Origin of the sequence: Bacteroides sp. AM16-13 (assembly GCF_003602705.1) — a bacterium.
Classification (GTDB): domain Bacteria; phylum Bacteroidota; class Bacteroidia; order Bacteroidales; family Bacteroidaceae; genus Bacteroides; species Bacteroides xylanisolvens.
The window spans coordinates 123331-145014 of the sequence record NZ_QTLK01000006.1 but is presented as its reverse complement, the minus strand read 5'-3'; the positions used below and the strand labels follow the sequence as shown (position 1 = coordinate 145014).

Below are 21684 nucleotides of genomic sequence, written 5' to 3'. Positions count from 1 at the left end.
TGTTCACACCAGCCAGCGACTGATATTGCGTTTTTCCGCACTGAACTCCACCCCGATCTTTATCACTTCACGTCCGTCTGCCTGATACGGTATCAGATAGCCTTTATCGTCGATCTGCTTCAATGCCGCTTCTGCCGTGTCATGCAACTTGAATTCGAAAACATAGATATATTTAGGTGTTTTCACTACGGCATCTGCACGACCGCGGGCGCTGCGTACTTCGGCATCGGTGAACTGTCCCATAAGTTTGAAAACAATATAGAAAACCACTTGGTAGTGACGTTCTGTCTGCTCGTTCAATTCGTAGTTGAAATCGGCAAAGAAGGCTTGCAGGCGGGTGAGAAAGGCATCGTAGTCTCCCGAACGAAGTTCTTGTACAAACTTGCCGATGTAAAATCCTTGGTCACTGTTTCTCACTCCGGTGTAAAATGGAACCAGGAAATTAATGAAGCCGTAGCGGACTTCATCATTAGGAAATTGCAATAGATAGTTACCAAATTCCCTATCGAAATCTTTTATCGTCAGATAGCCACTTTGGTAAATCAACGGAATCGGATTATTGGAATCTACACGATATTCGGAGAACATGGAAGACGGTGCTTCGATCCCGTCAAGCAAAGTACGCAGGTCGTATTCGGTTTCTTGCAGCATCTCGACGAGGAAAGTCGGTGTGCCGGTCTGGAACCAGTAATTGTCGAACACTTTTGATTTCAGGACATTCAGTACACTGAACGGGTTGAAGATACCTACTGAATTAATGCAAAAATGATAGCCATCGTAGAGACGTGTCATTCGTTGTACCGCGTCATCATAAGAAATGGAATTATTGGCTGCAAGTATCTTGATTTCCGGCTGAAAGGTATCCAATAATTCTTGAAGAGTGATGCCGCAAAGGGTTCCGTAATCGGGCCACAAAGTGATGTCCTGCAACTGGTTGAGGTCACTGAATACACTTACTTGTGAGAATTTCGTTACTCCTGTGAGGAAGACGAAACGTAGGTAGCGGTCGGCACTTTTCAATACTCCGTAAAAGGCTTTCAGAATTTTACGGTATTCATCCAGTAAGACATCATTGCCTAAAGCTTGCAATAGAGGTTTGTCGTATTCGTCTACCAGAACTACGACGCTGCTACCGGTTTGTTCGTAGGCACGACGGATGACGCCGGAGAAACGACCGGAAAGAGTGTTCTCGTCTATTCCTTTGCCATATTGGATTTCCCATAAGGTGAGTTGACGGCTGAGGATATCATAAAGTCTTTCTGGGGAATCGTACTTCTCGGCATTTAAATCCAGATGCAGCACAGGATGCTTTTCCCATTTCGTTTCCAGTTTTTCAATGGCAAGCCCTTCGAAGAGTTCTTTCTTTCCTTCAAAGTAGGCTTCAAAGGTAGAGAGAAGAAGACTTTTACCGAAACGGCGTGGACGGCTCAGTAAGCATGGAGTAGATGTATAAGCTATTTTCCATACAAGCTCTGTCTTATCTACATATAGATAATCGCCCTTACGAAGTTTCTCAAAGGTTTGTATCCCGATAGGGAGTTTACGAAGCAAGTCATTCATTGTTATTTTCCTTTTAGTAATTCAAAGATAATCATTATTTTCGTAATATTTCGTTTTCAATATCTCAAAGAACGGGCGTTATAATTTTGTTTAACTGGAAAATTATCATTTAGCTCATTCTTGCACGGTTTTCACCACAGAGGACACGGAGGACACAGAGGTGAATTTGTTTTATGACTTACGGTTGTGACCCTAATTTTAATGCGTAATCCTCCTCTATAAAGTTGAAAAAACATGAAAACATCTGCCACCTGCAACCAAACGCGTGTAATGCACTAGTTGATAAATAGTTGGAGCGTTGCAGATACCTGCGACAGATAGGTTGCAGATAAAGTATCTGCAACACAGTATAAACCTTACATAAACTAATTCTCCATGGGTACAAAAGTTTATTGTATACATTAACTTCCCGTTTCCAGGCGGGGAACTGTCGTTTCCTGCATTAGAAATTACAGTTTCCACGGCAGGAAACGAGAGTTTCTAAGGCGGGACACTACAGTTTCTACGTAAGGATTGTACTGTCGTTTCCCCGTAGAGACACCACAAATTCTCCATAGAGTGATCCCAATTATCCCATAGCTTTGCATCAAGGAATCAAGGCTTTTTCTTTGATTATATAACGTGTTGCAGATACTTTATCTGCAACCTATCTGCCACAGGTATCTGCCACGTTCTAACTATTTATTAACTAGTGTATTACACGCTTTTCGTTGCAGGTGGCAGATGTTTTTATGTTTTTCAACTTTATAGTAGGAAAAACTTTCGTTCATTTCTGCACCGTTTCATTCTTTTTTATACTGTTTTGAAACAAATAAGTCGATTCTAAATACTTGGTTTACTGCTGGACCGTTTGCTCCTGTGTCGCTGTACTTTCATTTCCATAGCGGTCAATAGCCGTCACTGCGAAGTGCTTTTTTGCATTCCAAGGCAGGATAGGGGCATATACGTAACTCGTCTCTCGAATATTTTGTGCAACGATATTTTCTGGTCGGTTGATATCTACCGGATAATCATTAGAAGCATAAATAACATACATGGGCTTGTTGCGCTGATCGTTATCAGTAGCAGCCTGCCAGGTTAATTCGGTATATCCATTATCGATGTGGGTAGTTTTCAGTGCAGAAGGAGCCGTAGGCGGAACATTGTCCAGCCAAGGCATCGGGGGTTGTAAAGCAGGGTATGCATAAAAATTCTCAGATAATTCATCATAAATCCCCTGCGTGTTCTCCATCAGGTATTTCACCCGGTAATGCCCTTCACCCGCCATTTTCTGCTTGCGGATAAAGTTCATCTGACGATCTATTTCGTCGCGTGTCCATTTACCTTCATCGGGATGGAGAAAATAAATGCCGAGTCCCGGAATCACCTGCCGTCCGTTGCTCTGTTCCTGCCAGTCGAGGGCGAAAGGGTAGAAATTGTTTCCCTGGAAATACATCATCGGATAAATCTGATCCATAATACCTTCTCCCATCCAACCTTGCGGGTCCTGATAAACGGTAAAGAAAGCATTCCATCCACGGGAGGGGTAACGAGAAGTATCACGGTATTTACCTACCGGGCAGGTACTTACTTTCACCCAAGGCTTCATAGCTTTTACACCTTTATATATATAACGTACAATTTCGGAGATATTATCCCGGCGCCACTGATCCAGTGTGCGTCCTTTATTGTATCGTCGGAAATCATATTTATCAGGAAAAAGAGGAGCATTCTCCGGATAACGCAGATAGTCGAAATGCACTCCGTCCACATCATAACCGCTAACGACTTCCCGCACCAGTTTCATCAAGTACTCCTTCGTTGCCGGATGTCCCGGATTGAGGAAATATTCGCGCTTGTAAGGAACGCATATTTCTTTCATCCGCTTGGTGACAGACTGACTGCCGAGCGAAGCAACATGCTTCTTATTTCCTAGTGGGATAGTTACCATCCAGGCATGACATTCCATCCCTCGCTTATGACATTCTTCAACGGCAAAAGCCAGTGGATCATATCCTGGATTTCCTCCTGTCTTTCCGGTCAGGATCGAATTGAAAGGTTCGATTGCCGAAGGATATAATACATCTCCACGAGTACGGGTTTGAAATAGGATAGTGTTGAAGTTGGCAGCCTTCAACTTATCAAGAATATCTATTAACTCTTCTTTCTGCTTGCGGATTGTTTGAGGGGTTGTTGCACGTGTGCGAGGCCAATCCAGTCCGTACACCGCTGTCACCCATGCGGCACGAACTTCGTGCTTGGGTTGCGCAACAATTGAGAGGAAAGGAAACAAAAGTGAAAGAATGAAAATAGTATAGCGCATATCCTTTATTTTTTGTTTTAAATCCCTGCAAAGTTAGTAAAAGTGTCGGTATTGTTGGGCTGTTTCGTGAGATTATGTTACATTTGCCAAGTTAAAAAACGACACGCTATGATTACATTTACTCTATGCCTGCTGGCGTTGATAGTAGGCTATTTTACGTATGGACGCCTCATGGAACGCGTCTTTGGTCCTGACGACCGTAAAACACCGGCTCTTACCAAGGCGGATGGAGTGGACTATATTCCATTGCCTACCTGGAAGATTTTCATGATTCAATTTCTTAATATTGCCGGATTAGGTCCTATTTTCGGGGCAATCATGGGAGCGAAATTTGGTAGCTCTTCATACTTGTGGATTGTGCTGGGAAGTATTTTTGCGGGGGCAGTGCATGATTATTTTGCCGGAATGCTTTCTTTGCGTAATGGAGGTGAAAGCCTGCCGGAAATAATAGGTCGTTATTTGGGACTGACTACCAAGCAGGTGATGAGAGGATTCACTGTCATTTTAATGATTCTGGTGGGTTCGGTTTTTGTTGCAGGTCCTGCCGGATTGTTGGCAAAACTCACTCCGGAAAGTTTGGATGCTACGTTTTGGATTATCGTTGTATTTGCATATTATATTCTGGCTACTTTGCTGCCTGTTGATAAAATAATTGGTAAAATCTACCCGTTGTTTGCGGTTGCCTTGTTGTTTATGGCAGTAGGCATTTTGGTGATGCTCTACGTTAACCATCCGGCTTTGCCGGAGTTATGGGACGGATTGCAAAATACTAACCCGGAAGCGAGCGAACTTCCTATCTTCCCGATTATGTTTGTGAGTATTGCTTGTGGTGCCATTTCAGGTTTCCATGCTACGCAAAGCCCATTGATGGCCCGTTGTATGACTTCGGAACGGCATGGACGTCCGGTATTTTACGGTGCAATGATTACCGAGGGCATTGTTGCTCTTATTTGGGCTGCTGCCGCTACTTATTTTTTCCATGAAAACGGAATGGAAGAAAGCAATGCTTCTGTTATCGTTGATGCCATCACAAAAGAATGGTTAGGGGCAATCGGCGGAGTACTCGCTATTTTGGGGGTGATTGCCGCTCCGATAACTTCGGGTGATACGGCTTTCCGTTCGGCACGTCTGATTGTGGCAGACTTCCTGGGGATGGAACAAAAAAGTATGCGCCGTCGTTTGTACATTTGTATTCCGATGTTTGTACTAGCTATTGGTTTGCTTTTGTATAGTTTGCGTGATGCAAACGGATTTAATATGATATGGCGTTATTTTGCCTGGGCAAATCAGACATTGGCTGTGTTTACCTTGTGGGCTATAACAGTTTTTCTGGCGGTATCCAAGAAACCTTATATCATTACTTTGGTACCGGCACTGTTTATGACATGTGTATGTTCTACTTATATATGTATTGCTCCTGAAGGATTAGGACTTTCGCATACAGTCTCCTATGGCGTTGGTATAGCGTGTGTAATGGTTGCGACTGTTTGGTTCTATATCTGGATAAATAAGCAAAAAACAAGAAAATTATCAGAATGAAGAAAATAAGAAAATCAACAGGAGTGGCGCTTGCATTCCTTATTTATGTATCTGTAACAGCGGCTTATTTGTTGCCTCGTAATACGGAAGTCAGCCTGACAGAGAAAATAATTACGGTGGCAGTTTCTTATGTCATCGTCCTCCTTCTTTGGCTGGTGCTTCGGAAAAAGGAACAAATGCGCGAACGCCGCAAAAAAGACGAACAATCTATTCACTTAAAAAAGTAAGTTTATGAAGAAATTAGCTTTGGCTCTTTGCTTATTGGCAGTCTCTTTTACTGCACAAGCGCAATTTGAGAAAGGAACTACGATTATTAATCCTTCATTGTCGGGGTTGGACTTTTCGTATAGTAAAAACGATAAAGCAAAGTTTGGAGTTGGTGCACAGGTCGGTACATTCTTTGCCGAGGGTATTGCCTTGATGGTAAATGCCGGAGCCGACTGGTCGAAACCGGTAGATGAGTATACACTGGGCACAGGAGTACGCTTCTACTTCAATAAAACCGGTATCTATCTGGGTGGTGGACTCGACTGGAACCGCTTCCGTTGGAGTGGTGGAAAACATCAGACAGACTGGGGACTGGGTATCGAAGCCGGATACGCTTACTTTCTTTCGCGTACGGTAACCATTGAACCTGCCGTTTATTATAAATGGCGTTTCAATGATGGAGATATGTCACGTTTCGGTGTGAAGATTGGATTCGGTTTCTACTTGTAAGAGAGATTGATTTTTTTCATATATTAAGCCCTTGCAGATATAGAACTTCTGCAAGGGCTTAATTACATAAATGTATTATTATAGTTTTGACGATTGCTTATCCTAGTTTTTCTTTCAGAAACTGCCCTGTATAGCTTGCTCCGTAGGCAGCAACTTCTTCCGGGGTACCCACTGCTACGATATTTCCGCCTTTATCTCCACCTTCCGGTCCGAGATCGATTACATAATCGGCACATTTGATGACGTCCATGTTATGCTCGATGATAACGATGCTGTGTCCCCGGCGAATCAATGCGTCGAAAGCATCCAGCAGTTTGCGGATATCATGAAAGTGTAATCCTGTAGTCGGTTCGTCAAAGATAAACATCGTTGGGTCAGCTTTCTCCTGACTTAAATAAAATGCGAGTTTGACACGTTGGTTTTCACCACCGGAAAGGGTAGAAGAAGCCTGTCCTAATTTGATATATCCCAGTCCTACATCCTGCAAAGGAAGCAACTTCTTCACAATTTTCTTCTGTCCATGTTCGTTGAAGAACTCAATCGCTTGGTTGACGGTCATCTCCAATACATCGTAGATACTTTTATCGTTGAATTTCACTTCCAGCGTGTCGGATTTGAAGCGTTTTCCATGACAAGATTCACACTCCAATACCAAGTCTGCCATAAATTGCATTTCTACAGTAATGGTTCCTTCTCCTTTACACTCTTCGCAACGTCCGCCTTCGCTATTGAAACTGAAGAATCCGGGGGTATATCCCATTTGCTTCGCCAAAGGTTGTTCGGACCATAGTTTACGGATTTCGTCGTAAGCCTTGATGTAAGTCACCGGATTTGAGCGCGATGATTTGCCAATCGGGTTCTGGTCTACAAATTCTACATTCCGCAGGTCACGCAAACTTCCTCCGATTGAAGAGAATTCTCCCGGTCGGTCGCTACATTCGTCTAATTCACGTTTCAATGCCCGGAAGAAAATATCTCTCACCAATGTACTCTTCCCGGAACCGGAAACACCCGTAACAACTGTCATTACATTGAGAGGGATACGTACGTTTACTCCTTTCAGATTATTCTCACGTGCGCCTTTCAATTCTATATAATTATTCCACGGGCGGCGATGCTCCGGAACAGGTATTTCATCTTCTCCTAAAAGATAACGTACCGTATAGCTGTTGCTTCCCTTCTTTAAATCCTTCATATCTCCCTGGTAAACAACTTCTCCACCTAGGCGTCCGGCATTGGGACCTATGTCGATAATGTAATCGGCTGCACGGATAATTTCTTCATCGTGCTCTACCACCACTACCGTATTTCCTAATTGTTGCAGTTGACGCAACACATGGAGCAGACGGTCTGTGTCACGGCTATGCAGTCCGATACTTGGTTCATCGAGAATATAAAGACTACCTACAAGGCTACTTCCCAGCGAGGTTGCCAGATTGATACGCTGGCTCTCTCCACCCGATAAGGAATTACTAAGCCGGTTCAAAGTCAGATAGCCCAAACCTACATCAATTAGAAAACGAATCCGGCTATTTATTTCAACCAGGATACGTCGGGATACGTTGTTGTCGTGTTCGTCCAGTTCCAAATGATCGAAGAATTCCTTCAGCTCTGTGATAGGCAAATCTACCAGTTCGGAAATGTTTTTTCCACCCACTCGTACATATCCGGCTTCCGGTTTCAGGCGGGTGCCGTGGCATTTCGGGCAAAGCGTCTTTCCCCGGTAACGCGCCAGCATCACCCGGTATTGTATCTTATATTGATTCTCTTCCAGCATCTTGAAAAAATCATTGATGCCGTGGAAATATTGGTTGCCCTCCCAAAGTAACCTGCGTTGCGCGTCTGTCAACTCATAATAAGGAGTGAAAATGGGGAAGTCGAATTTCTCCGCATTATGAATTAATTCTTCTTTCCATTCACCCATCTTTTCGCCACGCCAGCATACGATAGCTCCTTCATACACCGATAATGAACGATCCGGAACGACTAAGTGCTCGTCGATGCCGATTACTTTGCCGAATCCTTCGCACGCCGGACAAGCGCCGATAGGCGAGTTGAATGAAAACATCTGGTCGTTCGGTTCTTCAAAGATGATGCCGTCCGCTTCGAATTTAGTGCTGAAAGTATGAAGTTTCGTAGTTCCATCCGATAGAAAAAAACGCAGCATACAGGTTCCGTCGCCTTCATACATGGCTGTTTCGGCAGAATCTGTCAGTCGGCTGATGGCGTCCTTGCTGGTGGCAACCGCCATACGGTCGACCAGCAGATAGACTTCATCACCTGCCACAGGCGTATATTCATCGATTCGTTTCATTTCACCGTTCACTTCGATACGGTTGAATCCTTGTTTCAGGTCTATCTCCAATTGCTGTTGTAATGTGCGGTCTTCACGCAGGCGGATAGGCGTCAGTACCGTATATCTTGTGCCTTCCGGATAAGAAAGCATACAGTTGACGATGTCCTCTGTGGAGTGCTTCTTCACTTCCTGCCCGCTGATGGGACTATACGTTTTTCCCACCCGTGAATATAACAGGCGTAGATATTCGTAAATTTCAGTCGAGGTGCCCACGGTGGAACGGGGATTACGGCTGTTTACTTTTTGTTCGATGGCAATGGCGGGAGGAATTCCTTTGATAAAGTCACACTCCGGTTTGCTCATTCTCCCCAGGAACTGACGCGCGTAGCTGCTTAAGCTTTCTACGTAGCGGCGTTGTCCCTCTGCATAAAGGGTATCAAAAGCAAGTGATGATTTTCCCGAACCCGACAATCCGGTGATAACAACAAGTTTGTTGCGGGGAATATCTACATCGATGTTTTTTAGGTTGTTGACTCGTGCGCCTTTGATCGAAATATAGTTGTTTTCTGACATAAAATACTCCTTTTTTATGGTAGTCGGCAAAGTTAGCGAATTTATCGGGAGTTTGTATTATCTTTGCGTCACATTATTACGATTTAAGAATATTATGAAGCTGAAAAACTATCTTTTACTTTTAGCTCTTCTTCTGGTGGTAGGAGTGAGGGCACAGGTGCCATCAGGCAATAAATATCCTAAACGTGAATTCCGTGGAGCATGGATACAGGCTGTCAATGGCCAGTTTCGTGGCATTCCCACAGAGCGACTGAAGCAAATATTGATTAGCCAGTTGAATTCTCTTCAGGAAGCCGGCATTAACGCAATCATCTTTCAGGTACGCCCTGAAGCAGATGCATTATACGCTTCCCAGCATGAGCCGTGGAGCCGTTTCCTGACAGGAACGCAAGGTCAGACACCTTCCCCTATGTGGGATCCGATGCAGTTTATGATTGAAGAATGTCAGAAACGGAATATGGAATTTCATGCCTGGATCAATCCTTACCGCGTGAAGACCTCATTAAAGAACAAGTTGGCACCGGAACATATTTATCACCAGCATCCGGAATGGTTTGTTACTTATGGCGATCAGCTATATTTCGATCCGGCACTTCCCGAAAGCCGTGAACATATCTGCAAAATTGTGACCGATATTGTGTCTCGTTATGATGTAGATGCTATTCACATGGATGATTATTTCTATCCTTATCCGGTTAATGGGTTGGATTTTCCGGATGATGCAAGTTTCGCCCGTTACGGTGGAGGTTTCACCAATAAGGCAGATTGGCGTCGTAGTAATGTGAATGTGTTGATAAAGAAGCTTCATGAAACGATTCGTGGCATCAAGCCATGGGTGAAGTTCGGTATTAGTCCGTTCGGTATTTATCGTAATCAGAAAAGCGATCCGTTGGGAAGTAACACCAATGGTTTGCAGAACTATGATGATCTTTATGCCGATGTGCTTCTTTGGGCACGTGAAGGATGGATTGATTATAATATTCCGCAAATTTATTGGGAGATTGGTCACAAGGCTGCCGACTATGAGACATTGGTGAAATGGTGGGCTACTCATTCGGAAAACCGGCCGTTATTTATCGGCCAGTCAGTGCCAAAGACTGTTCAGTTTGCCGATCCGCAGAATCCTTCTATCAATCAGCTTCCCCGTAAGATGGCTTTGCAACGTGCTTACCAAACAATCGGAGGAAGCTGTCAATGGTATGCAGCAGCTGTTGTTGAGAATCAGGGTAGATATCGTGATGCTTTAATCAGTGAATATCATAAATATCCTGCTTTGATTCCAGTCTTTGATTTTATGGATGATAAAGCTCCGGGCAAGGTACGTAAAATGAAAAAGGTATGGACGGAAGATGGCTATATCCTTTTTTGGACAGCTCCGAAAGCTGATACAGAGATGGATAAGGCAGTTCAATATGTAGTCTATCGTTTTGACAGTAAAGAAAAGGTGAATTTGGACGATCCTTCTCATATTGTAGCTATCACGCGCAATCCATTCTATAGACTTCCTTATGAAACAGGAAAAACAAAATGCCGTTATGTAGTGACAGCTTTAGATCGTTTACATAATGAATCGAAATCCGTAAGTAAGAAGTTAAAACTGTAAAGGTATAGAATAAACAACGATAAAACGGTGAACACTCTGCAGAATGATAACGCAGTTTATTCACCGTTTTTTGTTTACTGTTTTTTTGTTTACTGTTCAGCCGCTCGTTATTAATAGAGCAGCAAACCTGCAATACCACAGGCGATAATCATTAATATTGGATTGGCTTTATATTTTCTTGTTCCGATGAATGCAATCAGAAAGATAATGATACTGATAACGAATGAATAAGTATCTTCCGTAGGCGAACCGAAGTTTTCTGCGTTCATTAATACCAACGCAGCGGAGGCGAGTAATCCGACTACTGCCGGGCGTAATCCGTCAAATATAGATTCTACTATCGGATGTTTCTGGTATTTTAGGAAGAATTTACTGATGGTCAACATCAAGATGAAAGAGGGAAGGACTACGGCAAAGGTAGCAATGATGGAACCCCATACGCTACCCGTAGAAGTAAACCCTACATAAGTAGCTGCGTTGATACCAATAGGTCCTGGAGTCATTTGGCTGATTGCGACAATATCCGTGAACTCCTGCGAACTCACCCATCCATAGCGGGTTACCACTTCTCCTTGAATCATGGAAAGCATGGCATAACCGCCACCGAAGCCGAAGAGTCCGATCTTGAAAAATGTATAGAATAACTGTAGGTAAATCATGTGATTAATAATTTATTATATAATAATTTTAGGCACGGATTACACGGATTTCACGGTTTTTAGAATTATGAATCTGTAAAACAACAGCGTTAATCCGTTCCTTCTCAACTCTCCTTTCTTAGCTCTTGACTTTTCTAAGTTTTCCCCACAGGAATCCTCCTACACCGGCAGCAATGATAATCCAGATAGGGGAGAAGCCCAACAGCCAGATTAATAATGCCGAGGCAACAGGAATCCACAGATTGTAGCGGTTGATTTTAGCAGATCGTCCCATGGTAAAGGTTGGTGCCGCGATGAGTGCCACCACTGCCGGGCGGATTCCTTTAAAAATACGTTCCACTATCGGATTGTCTTGGAAACTATGAAAGAACAGGGCGATAGCTAATATAATAATGAAAGACGGTAAAACAGTACCCAATGCTGTGATAATACTTCCCCGGATGCCACGCAATTTATATCCTATGAAGATAGAAATATTGACTGCCAGAATTCCCGGAGCGGATTGTGAGATAGCCAACAGGTCTATAAAATCTTCCTGCGCAATCCATTTTCGCTTGGTGACAATTTCATTTTCAATCAGTGGCACCATTGCATACCCTCCTCCAATGGTAAAGGCGCCTATTTTAAAAAAGATTCCAAATGCTTCGAAATAAATGTTCATTCTTTCTTTTCTCCTCCTTCCTTACTAGCTGTTTTTTTCTCTTTGCCATACTGACTGGGGCTCACATTAAAATGCTTCTTAAACACTTCGCGGAAGTACTTGGCGTCACTGAATCCCGTCATTTCTGCAATTTCTGTTATGCTATGTGTGTCTTCTTTTAGTAATTGTACGGCACGTTTCAGACGAATCAGCCGGATATAATCTCCCGGTGCCTGATCGGTTAATGCCCTTAATTTATTGTAAAAACTTGTGCGACTCATTCCCATCAGGCTGCATAATACATCTACCGTGAGAGCAGGATTGTCAATGTTATCTTCCACGTTCTTTTTGACGTTTGCTATGAATTTCCAGTCAATGTCTTGCGAACAGTTGATGCAGTCTTCATCATTTTCCTCATCATTCAGATCTAAATTTGCGAATTTGCTGCGCAATAGTGCACGGTTAGCCAGCAGATTGGCAACATTAGCTTTCAATATACCAATATTGAATGGCTTCACAACGTATTCATCCGCACCAATCTGAAGTCCCGAGAGAATATCTTTCTCATTATTCAAAGCAGTCAGCAGGATAACAGGAATGTGGGAGGTTTCGATATTATTCTTGATAGCTTGGCATAATTCATCCCCCCGCATTTCAGGCATCATAATGTCTGAAATAACCAGCTCTGGTTTGTACTCGGGAATAATCGTCAATGCTTCTTTTCCATTGGAGCAAACCTGTACGAAATACTCCTCGGATAACGTTTGCGACAGATAGTTGCGCAACTCATCATTATCTTCCACAATTAAGATACGACGATGATTTATGTTCTCTTTCTTCTGTGCGTTTTCGTAGATTTCAGGCGATGAAGACGGAACGTTTTCGATTTCTATACGCTGTTTGCTCGGAGTTGCCAGATGTGCTTTCCGGAAACGCTTGCTGTCTTTGGGGAACGTTATTTTGATAACTGATCCCTGGTTTTCGATACTTGACAGATTAATCTTTCCTTTGTGCAAACGGACTAACTTCCATACAAGCATCAGACCGATACCACTTCCTGTTACTTTGGAGTTAATGGCATTGCTGCCGCGGAAATGGAGCTTGAACAGCTTCTTTTGTTCGTTAGCCGGAATTCCGATTCCTGTGTCTCTGACTTCCACACTCCATGAATCTGTTGTTTCAGAAACGAAAACCTGTACATTTCCATTTTCGGGAGTATATTTCAATGCATTCGAAATGATGTTCTTAAAAATAGACTCCATTTTCTCTTTATCAAACCATACATTCATATACCTGAAATTACTTTCATAAGTGAAGTTGATATGTTTGATGTTGGCGTACTGCTGAAATGCATTGAATATTTCATTCATAAACGTGTTTAGTTCATGCTCTGAAATATATAATTCGGAAGAATATACGTCCGCTCTCTCAAAGTTGATAAGATTGGTCGTCAGGCGTAGCAGGGCATTTACGTTTCGTAATGCCGTATTCATGTTCGAAATCCCTTCTTTGCTCAACTCCTCTTTCTCGCGTAGCTCTTCCAAAGGTGCTTTGATAAGGGTCAATGGGGTACGGATATCATGCGCTGTATTGATAAAGAAATGTATTTTCTCATCGGAGACTTTGCGTTGCTTCCTCAAAATCAGTATACGCAATAGGACGATGGCAATGAGACAAAGGATAGCTGTATAAACCAGCATGGCCCAGAATGTCAGCCAGAAAGGTTGGGCTATGATAATATCCATACTTCTTTCTTCAAGCATGATGCGGTTGTCTTCATTGGAGATGGCACGTACCCTTAGCGTATATTTGCCCGGGGCAAGATTGGTGTAACGAATCGTGTTCTCTGTTCCGGGTTTGCTCCATTTATCATAGAAACCTTCTAGCCTCCAAGAGTAAAGAATATTGGAAGGATAGTCATAGTTGATGGAAGAAACCTGCAAAGAGAATATGTTTTGATTGTATTTTAACTTTAGTACCTTTGTATCATTGATGCTTGCTTTCAACGGAGAATCCTCATCACCCGGATAGATTGTTTGATAAAAAAGCTTGAAATCGCTGAAAATCATTTTAGAAGAATAACTTCTGGGCAATTTCATATCCTTGTCAAATTCCACTGCTCCGTCAGAACTGCCTAAAATGAATTTATTGTTTTTCCGTAACGTACCTGATAGCGCATTGAAATGGGTGGTCATCAATCCCATATCTTTGGTCCAGTTATAGAATTTTTTCTCATTGGGATAAAAACTTGTCAATCCGCTTTCTGTACTCATGATTATATCTTTGTCCGCATCCGATAATATGGTATAGATATTATTGGATATCAAAGCACAGTTTTCCGTGTGGTAATGAGTGAACAGTTTTTTATTAATATCGTAAATCAATAGTCCCGACCCGCTGGTACCTATATACAATGAACCGTTTTTTGCTTGGTACAGGGAATAGATATAGTTCGACTCTACCGGAAGTTTTATGCGCTCGAATTTTCCGGATTCTTTATCTAAAAGACATAGGCCGGTGGCACTACCGATCCACATACTTTTTTCATCTTTCTCAACGATGGCGGTAATGGAATTTAATCCATCATAAAACCGTACTTCCTGCGTCTTCAGATTAATACGCTTGAGGTTGTAGAATCCTCCCGACCAGATATAACCCTGCATATCTGTACGAATATCACGTATATATTTATCCGGTCGCTTGTTTGTATGAGTGTACAAAGGCGGCATGAAATAGCTGACACTGAACGTTTTCTTATCTATCTGGTAAGCACCGGAAGAGTACCCGCCTGCCCAGATAATTCCGGGAGCCACTTCGCATATAGTAAGAAAGATATGGCTTTTATTACCTTGCGACTCTTCAAAAGCACTAAGCACCGATCGCCATTGTCCGGTCTTTGAATTAAAAAAACTGATGCCATTGTTCGTTGCAAACCATAAATCTCCCTCTCTGTCTTCAATAATGGCATTTACTTGATCGTTGATTAAAGACTGTTTGTTACCGATGGAGTGCTTAATCCATTTGTAGCTCGTATAACGGTTGTTTTGTATCGTGATTCCGATGGGATAATTAGCCAGCCATATCCGTTCTTCATCATCCACAAAAATGTCATTGATACTGTTACCGTTCATGCCACAATTACTGTTATAATCAGCCACAATTTCGGGTACTATTTGATAAGTATCCATATTTATTTTGTGTACTCCTCCGCCATCGGTAGCTATTAATAACTCTTTGTCATTTAGCGGCTTGAACCGTGTGATACTGATATCTTTCAGGTTATAATCCGGTCGTATGACGGATTTGGTATTCATATCATAAACCATAATTCCCCGCAAGAAAGTGCCGATGAATAGTTTCCGAATCTTTTTGTCGAAGTGTAAATCGCTTACTTGGGCTTTCACGCTCTCCAACTTATCGCAATTGATAAGTTTCAATGCGTTGTTTTCTAATTGGGCATAATGAATCCCCATTTCCGTACCGATGAAGAAATGCGATTCGTCTATTTGTTCAATATCAGTGATTTCTTCACTTATATCATTCTTTATATGGGTGACTTGTTTGGTGTCCGTATTATAGAGAAAGATAGTATCTTTATTGCATAGCCAGATGTGTTTGTTCTGGTCGAGCCAGGCATAAGTGACCGGGTCCGGCTGTTCGCTGAAACTTTCCATCGGTAATTTATATACAAGACTGAAGCAGTCGTGAATCTGGTCATACCGGAATACTTTTCCTTTTTTCCCGATTTCCCATAAGACTCCTTCCTGATCAATATAAAGCCAGTTTAGATTTAACAGAGAGTTCACTTCTGCGTCACCATCCATTAACTTATATCGTTTAAACTCTTTTCCATTGTATCGATCAATACCTTCGTGCGTGAGGAACCACATGTATCCGGTTTTATCTTTTTGAATGCAGTAAACCCGCCGGTTACTTAACCCATCCTCCACTCCGAGATATCGATACGTCTGCGCGACACAAATTAGAGGAAACAATAAGATTAGAAAAAGCCATTTTTTCATACAAATAGGACTTTTAAGGGTTATTGAATCTTTTATGAGGGGGAAAGTTTGACAAAATTAAGAAGATTTTTTGATATTACAAAATTTTGATGAAAGATAACAGCGCTCCAAAAATGAAGAAAATAGACTATTTTATAACTATTTGTATATACTGTTTGTTTTCGGTATTTTGGTATCTATCAGAAGTCTTCCGGTAGAATGGAAAGTTCCGTAAAATAAGAGGCTGGCACTATTTAAAGTACCAGCCTCTGTAAAATATGGAAATGATTTATTTCATTTTCGCTTCCACCCACTTGCGGGCATTGACAAACGCTTCTATCCATGGAGTAACCTGATCGCTGTTCTTGCGGTCGGCCGGATAGCAACCGTTCTGCCATGGGAAGATGGAACGTTCCAAGTGAGGCATGATAGCCAAGTGGCGTCCGTCTGCGCTGGCCAGTGCTGCGATAGAATAATCGGAACCGTTCGGGTTGCCCGGATATTCATCATAGCTATACTTCGCTACTACATTGTATTTGTCTTCGTCATACGGCAAAGAGAATTTTCCTTCTCCGTGAGCTACCCAGATACCCAGTTTGCTTCCGCTCAAAGAGCCGAACATCACACTGCGGTTAGTCGGGATAGTAAGACCAAGGAAGCGTGATTCGAACTTGTGCGAATTGTTATGCAACATCTTGCCTTTCTTCTTCAGTTCCGGGTTGATAAGGTCGAGTTCCATCATCAACTGGCAACCGTTGCAGACACCTAATGACAATGTATCTTCGCGTGCATAATATTTATCCAATGCTTCCTTAGCTTTCGGGTTGAACAAGAATGCGCCTGCCCATCCTTTAGCAGAACCCAGTACATCGGAGTTAGAGAAACCACCGCAGTAAACGATCATGTTTACGTCTTCCAGTGTTTCGCGTCCGCTGATGAGGTCGGTCATCGTAACGTCTTTTACGTCGAAACCTGCCAGATAGAGTGAGTAAGCCATTTCGCGCTCACCGTTTGTACCCTTCTCGCGGATGATAGCCGCACGGATACCGCTTGGGGTACGACGGTCCGGAGTGATACCGTATTGAGAAAGCTTACCTTTGAATTCCGGCATGAAAGCGAATTCAACAGGTTGCATCTTATAGTTTTCGAAACGTGCTTTTGCGCAACCGTTCATAGATTGTTTGCGGTCGAGCAGGTAAGAAGAAGAATACCATACGTCACGCATATAATCGATACCAAACTGGTAAGTAGCACCATCTTTAGATACCAAAATGTGGCGTTCGTCAGTCGGTTTACCCAACTTTATATAGCCTACGCCGGCGTCTTCCAAAATCTTCTTCACTTCATCTTTATGCTTGTCGTTGATCTGGATAACGATACCCGGGTTTTCCGCGAACAGAATCTTGACGATATCCTCTTCCTTCATCTTGTCGAGGCTGATTTCCATACCGCCTTCTACATTAGAGAAGCACATTTCGAGCAATGTAGTGATTAAACCACCGGCAGATATATCGTGTCCTGCAAGGATCAATCCTTTATTTACAAGTTCCTGTACGGCAAGGAAAGCGTCACGGAAATATTCGGCATCCTGTACGCAAGGTACTTCGTCACCCACTTTACCCAGAGATTGTGCGAAAGCCGAACCACCTAATTTCAGTTCGTCGAAACTGAAGTCAATATGATAAAGTGTAGTCTTTTCATTGTTAACCAATACTGGAGATACTACTTTCTTCACATCGGAAACTTCACCGCCGGCAGAAACAATCACAGTTCCCGGAGAAATCACTTTTTCACCGTTCGGATACTTTTGTGTCATAGACAAAGAGTCTTTTCCGGTAGGCACATTGATTTGCAGTGCGCAGCAGAAGTCGCTCAATGCTTTTACAGCGGTGTACAGACGGGCATCTTCACCTTCTTGAGAACGGCAAGGCCACATCCAGTTGGCAGACAGAGAAATACTGTCCATACCTTCCGCCATCGGAGCCCAAACAAGATTGGTTAGTGCTTCAGATACGGAAAGGATAGAACCGGCAGCCGGATCAGCCAATGCTGCTTGCGGAGCATGTCCGATAGAAGTAGCGATTCCTTTTTCGCCACGGTAGTCAAGTGCAACGACACCGCAGTCACTCAACGGCAACTGAAGTTCGCCCTGACATTGCTGGCGTGCCACTTTACCTGTTACCGAGCGGTCTACTTTATTTGTCAACCAGTCTTTGCAGGCAACAGCTTCAAGCTGCAATACATTTGTTAGATATTCATGTAATTTAGACAATTCGTATTTCGGCATTTCGTAATGACGTTCCACGGTTTTGTCTACCATATATGTCTTGGGAGAAGAACCGAACATTTGCTCTACGGCAAGATCAAACGGACGTACACCGTCAGCCTGTTGGAAGGCGAAACGATGATCGCCGGTTGTTTCACCGACTACGTACATCGGAGCGCGTTCGCGTTCGGCAATCTTACGTACATGTTCGATGGCTTCTTCTTTAATCAATAGCCCCATACGTTCCTGGCTCTCGTTGGCAATGATTTCTTTTGCCGACAAAGTCTTGTCGCCGATAGGTAATTTGCTCATATCGATTAAACCACCACATTCTTCCACTAGTTCGGACAGACAGTTTACGTGTCCGGCAGAGCCGTGGTCGTGGATAGAAACCACCGGATTCACCTCTTCTTCACAAAGAGCACGTACTACGTTGTTGGCACGTTTCTGCATTTCAGCATTAGCACGTTGTACGGCATTCAACTCGATACCACTGCTGTAACGGCCGGTATCTACAGAAGATACAGAACCGCCACCCAATCCGATACGATAGTTGTCACCACCGATTACCACCACTTTGTTTCCTGCTTCAGGTGTGCCTTTCAGGCAGTCACGTTGTGTACCGTAACCCACACCGCCGGCAAGCATGATTACTTTGTCGTACCCATAAACTTCTTTGTTTTCTGTATGTTCGAAAGTCAGTACTGAACCGCAGATCAGCGGCTGACCGAACTTGTTACCGAAGTCGGAAGCACCGTTGGATGCTTTGATAAGAATCTGTTCCGGAGTCTGGTACAACCATTTGCGTACCGGAAGAATTTCTTCCCATTCACGTCCTTCATCGGTGCGCGGATAAGAAGTCATGTAGACAGCAGTACCTGCAATCGGCCATGAGCCTTTACCACCACCCATACGGTCGCGGATTTCACCACCGGTACCGGTAGAAGCACCGTTGAACGGTTCTACAGTAGTAGGGAAATTATGTGTTTCCGCTTTCAGTGAGATTACACTCTTGATGTCCTTTACCTGGAAGAAATCAGGTTTTGAATGATCTGCCGGAGCAAACTGTTCAACAACCGGACCTTCGGCAAAAGCTACATTATCTTTATAAGCAGAGATGATTTTATTCGGATTTTCCTGTGTCGTCTTTTTAATCATCTGGAACAGAGAAGACTCCTGTTCTACACCGTCGATGATGAACGTTCCGCCGAAAATTTTGTGGCGGCAGTGTTCGGAGTTGATCTGTGCGAAACCAAATACTTCGGAGTCAGTCAGTTTTCGTCCGAGATCATTTTCTACTTTCTTCAGATAGTCCATTTCTTCTTTAGAAAGAGCCAGACCTTCTTGTTCGTTGTACACTTCGAGATCTTCGATGTAGATGATCGGTTCCGGCTGACGGTTTGTCGTGAATACGTTTTGGTCGAGTCCTTTGTACATGCGTTGGAGCATCGGGTCGTAGTCTGCGTTTTCGTCCTTAACAGGGAAGTATTCCTCGATGCGGCTGATGCCTTCGAGCCCCATGTTTTGGGTGATTTCTACTGCGTTTGTACTCCAGGGAGTGATCATTTCGCGGCGTGGGCCGACGAAACAGCCTTTCAGGTTTTCTTCACTTTCCATCACGGCTTCGCCAAAAAGCCAGCAGAGTTTATTACTTTCGTCAGGGGTGAGCTGATGGTTGCTCTCTACGGCAATCACGCTCTTGGAAGGGGTTCTGAAAAAAAGAATCATGTTGTATATTTACGATTTTACGATTTACGATTTTACGATTGAAGTTCCTGCAGGAGAAACTCTTCTCTTTTTCTGTGGCGCAAAGATAATCAATTTCGTTTGGGCGGAAAAGAAAAAGGAATGAAAATTGTAAATATGTGTATTGTGACTATTAGGGTTCACTTATAAAATCTTGTGTTTGTTTAAGAGCTTCTTTTTATGTCAGTTGTGATAAAATCAGTATGGAAATGCATATTCGCATGAATAGATAAAAATAGCCTGTCACGGATGTAGTCTCCGGACAGGCTGTTTGTATTATAGATTGATGTAAGATTAGTTTGGGATACAGAGCTTACTGTTTATATCATTATACCATATTAGTGGATCATAGTTATTCGGTTCTAGAAGGGTACCTCCGGATTCTACCCAATTTGCAAAACTTGTATATACAGAAGTTATGTCTTGTTTTTCGACAGGCCATCCAATTGCTTTTGGTACTTTAAGTCCCCATACGAGGTTTTGCTTGTTTTGGTAGTATATATCGCCGCCATTAGTAACGTCTTTATCATAGTTTTTGTATAGGGTTGTTGGAGCGAATCCCATCATGTGTATTTCACGTCCGCTTGTTTGATGACGTAAAAAATAATCAAAAGCTTTAGGATCGCCCATTCCTCTACATCTTTGCTGTTGCACATTCCAGTCTCCTTTTATTTTGATTGTGAAATCAATTTGAACTCCTTCATCCTCCTTTTGGGTTGTATTATAGAAGTTTGCTTTTCGCAATGTATTAAGCCCTGTGATCATGACGGCAGGATGTGCTACTTCTAATTTTTCTACCTTTATATTGGTGTTTGGACAATTTACGTCAGTTATCCCTGTCATATCACTTGAAGGTATTGCAGGACCTCTATCTCCCCATGTTCCGAATTGCATAGCGAAGTTGTAAGGGTAACTTCCTCCCAATGCTCTAATTTTTAAAGAGACTTTGATGTTTAAATCAACTGTTGGGTTATCTGTTGTCTCTCCTGTAATTTCCAATTCACAAGACATCTTATAATTTACCACTACATCATTAAAATCATAATCTCCGATGCCAGGCCAGGTATCCTCAAACATGATAGTTCCATATCCACCGTATGCCGGGATTTTTATATTGTAGAGATTACCCTGTGATACATTGGGCTCGGTGAATATGATATCATCGGATGTTACAGCTCTGGTATCAGCTCCGTTTATTGAGCTTTTAATTGTTCTATTGCCATTTCCTTGTGGATATTGCACGTAAATTGCTTTTTGTGAATAAGGCAAATCGAAATTAAAAGTCGTTTTGCCTGATGGAACAGGTAATACGGCAAATTGGCTATCGTCACTGCATGTCTCGTTTAAATAAAAAGAAGCAGTGGTTGCTGAAGGCGATTGAATAGAGAGAGCTACTCCTTGAGTACTTGACCAGTCAAAATTATCAGGAACATTTAACTCTGAAGTTTGTTTTGGAGTTGGAACAGACAAGTTTTTGTCGTCATTTACGCACGATGTGAAAATAAACATCGTAAATAGGGCTGAATAAAGGAAATGATAATTTGTTCTCATATTTTAAAGTGTTTATTGTTTCATTTGCACTGCAAATATATTTGTATATTTTGACTATTCGCTATTTTTACTTGATTATTTGAAAATAATATTGGATATTTAACGGTTATTTAACAATTGGCAGGTGTTTTGATTCTAATAATGCAAATATATAATTGGAAATGGAAATGGCAGGCTGCGGTTTTTTTAAGAAAACGTTAATATAATAACCGGATTTTACAAAAAAAAGTG

Annotated in this window: 12 protein-coding genes; 4 read left to right on the top strand and 8 right to left on the bottom strand. The window is 42.6% G+C overall.

The window, feature by feature from the left end:
* Positions 1-3: 3 nt before the first annotated feature.
* Positions 4-1560 carry an ATP-binding protein gene (locus tag DW173_RS06530; RefSeq protein ID WP_120144062.1) on the bottom strand — a complete coding sequence of 519 codons (1557 nt, stop codon included), beginning with the start codon at positions 1558-1560 and terminating at the stop codon, positions 4-6.
* A gap of 835 nt (positions 1561-2395) precedes the next feature.
* Positions 2396-3862 (bottom strand): glycoside hydrolase family 10 protein, encoded by a 1467-nt coding sequence (locus DW173_RS06520; protein ID WP_118407254.1) that lies wholly within the window; start codon positions 3860-3862, stop codon positions 2396-2398.
* 108 nt (positions 3863-3970) lie between these two features.
* Here DW173_RS06520 and DW173_RS06515 point away from each other — a divergent pair, with 108 nt between their 5' ends.
* From DW173_RS06515 to DW173_RS06505, 3 genes are read left to right on the top strand one after another with little or no spacing between them, the layout of a single operon-like run.
* Entirely contained in the window at positions 3971-5401 is a 1431-nt protein-coding gene (locus DW173_RS06515; protein ID WP_004310289.1) for a carbon starvation protein A, read from the top strand.
* Positions 5398-5628 (top strand): hypothetical protein, encoded by a 231-nt coding sequence (locus DW173_RS06510; RefSeq protein ID WP_004300962.1) that lies wholly within the window; start codon positions 5398-5400, stop codon positions 5626-5628. Before DW173_RS06515 ends, DW173_RS06510 begins: the two co-directional genes overlap by 4 nt.
* 4 nt (positions 5629-5632) lie before the next feature.
* A complete protein-coding gene (locus DW173_RS06505) occupies positions 5633-6118 on the top strand; it encodes an outer membrane beta-barrel protein (RefSeq protein WP_004300961.1) in 486 nt (161 codons plus the stop codon).
* Positions 6119-6215: 97 nt separating this feature from the next.
* Here DW173_RS06505 and uvrA read toward each other — a convergent pair whose 3' ends face one another.
* Positions 6216-8987, bottom strand: a complete 2772-nt coding sequence (gene uvrA, locus DW173_RS06500; RefSeq protein ID WP_120144059.1) for an excinuclease ABC subunit UvrA — start codon at positions 8985-8987, stop codon at positions 6216-6218.
* Between the two features lie 16 nt (positions 8988-9003).
* Between uvrA and DW173_RS06495 the strand changes: the two genes are divergently transcribed.
* Positions 9004-10590, top strand: a complete 1587-nt coding sequence (locus DW173_RS06495) for a glycoside hydrolase family 10 protein (protein WP_009040523.1) — start codon at positions 9004-9006, stop codon at positions 10588-10590.
* A 110-nt stretch (positions 10591-10700) separates the two neighbouring features.
* Here DW173_RS06495 and DW173_RS06490 read toward each other — a convergent pair whose 3' ends face one another.
* The 5 genes from DW173_RS06490 to DW173_RS06470 form a co-directional block, all read right to left on the bottom strand.
* Positions 10701-11249: a chromate transporter gene (locus DW173_RS06490; RefSeq protein WP_008025975.1), complete on the bottom strand. Its 549-nt coding sequence runs from the start codon at positions 11247-11249 to the stop codon at positions 10701-10703.
* 118 nt (positions 11250-11367) lie between these two features.
* Entirely contained in the window at positions 11368-11910 is a 543-nt protein-coding gene (locus tag DW173_RS06485; RefSeq protein ID WP_008025977.1) for a chromate transporter, read from the bottom strand.
* The gene (locus tag DW173_RS06480; protein ID WP_120144057.1) at positions 11907-15911 is read right to left on the bottom strand and encodes a two-component regulator propeller domain-containing protein; all 4005 of its coding nucleotides are present in this window, start codon (positions 15909-15911) and stop codon (positions 11907-11909) included. The genes DW173_RS06485 and DW173_RS06480 overlap by 4 nt, the downstream gene beginning before the upstream one ends.
* A 268-nt stretch (positions 15912-16179) precedes the next feature.
* Positions 16180-19884 (bottom strand): phosphoribosylformylglycinamidine synthase, encoded by a 3705-nt coding sequence (gene purL / locus DW173_RS06475; protein ID WP_008025984.1) that lies wholly within the window; start codon positions 19882-19884, stop codon positions 16180-16182.
* A gap of 312 nt (positions 19885-20196) precedes the next feature.
* Positions 20197-21453, bottom strand: coding sequence for an LruC domain-containing protein (locus DW173_RS06470; RefSeq protein WP_120144056.1), 1257 nt, complete (start codon positions 21451-21453; stop codon positions 20197-20199).
* Between the last annotated feature and the right edge of the window lie 231 nt (positions 21454-21684).

What these genes read in the sequence shown, in the direction of transcription:
- DW173_RS06530 (WP_120144062.1), bottom strand. Translation starts at nt 1,560, where the DNA reads ATGAATGACTTGCTTCGTAAACTCCCTATCGGGATACAAACCTTTGAG.
- DW173_RS06520 (WP_118407254.1), bottom strand. Translation starts at nt 3,862, where the DNA reads ATGCGCTATACTATTTTCATTCTTTCACTTTTGTTTCCTTTCCTCTCA.
- DW173_RS06515 (WP_004310289.1), top strand. Translation starts at nt 3,971, where the DNA reads ATGATTACATTTACTCTATGCCTGCTGGCGTTGATAGTAGGCTATTTT.
- DW173_RS06510 (WP_004300962.1), top strand. Translation starts at nt 5,398, where the DNA reads ATGAAGAAAATAAGAAAATCAACAGGAGTGGCGCTTGCATTCCTTATT.
- DW173_RS06505 (WP_004300961.1), top strand. Translation starts at nt 5,633, where the DNA reads ATGAAGAAATTAGCTTTGGCTCTTTGCTTATTGGCAGTCTCTTTTACT.
- uvrA (WP_120144059.1), bottom strand. Translation starts at nt 8,987, where the DNA reads ATGTCAGAAAACAACTATATTTCGATCAAAGGCGCACGAGTCAACAAC.
- DW173_RS06495 (WP_009040523.1), top strand. Translation starts at nt 9,004, where the DNA reads ATGGTAGTCGGCAAAGTTAGCGAATTTATCGGGAGTTTGTATTATCTT.
- DW173_RS06490 (WP_008025975.1), bottom strand. Translation starts at nt 11,249, where the DNA reads ATGATTTACCTACAGTTATTCTATACATTTTTCAAGATCGGACTCTTC.
- DW173_RS06485 (WP_008025977.1), bottom strand. Translation starts at nt 11,910, where the DNA reads ATGAACATTTATTTCGAAGCATTTGGAATCTTTTTTAAAATAGGCGCC.
- DW173_RS06480 (WP_120144057.1), bottom strand. Translation starts at nt 15,911, where the DNA reads ATGAAAAAATGGCTTTTTCTAATCTTATTGTTTCCTCTAATTTGTGTC.
- purL (WP_008025984.1), bottom strand. Translation starts at nt 19,884, where the DNA reads ATGATTCTTTTTTTCAGAACCCCTTCCAAGAGCGTGATTGCCGTAGAG.
- DW173_RS06470 (WP_120144056.1), bottom strand. Translation starts at nt 21,453, where the DNA reads ATGAGAACAAATTATCATTTCCTTTATTCAGCCCTATTTACGATGTTT.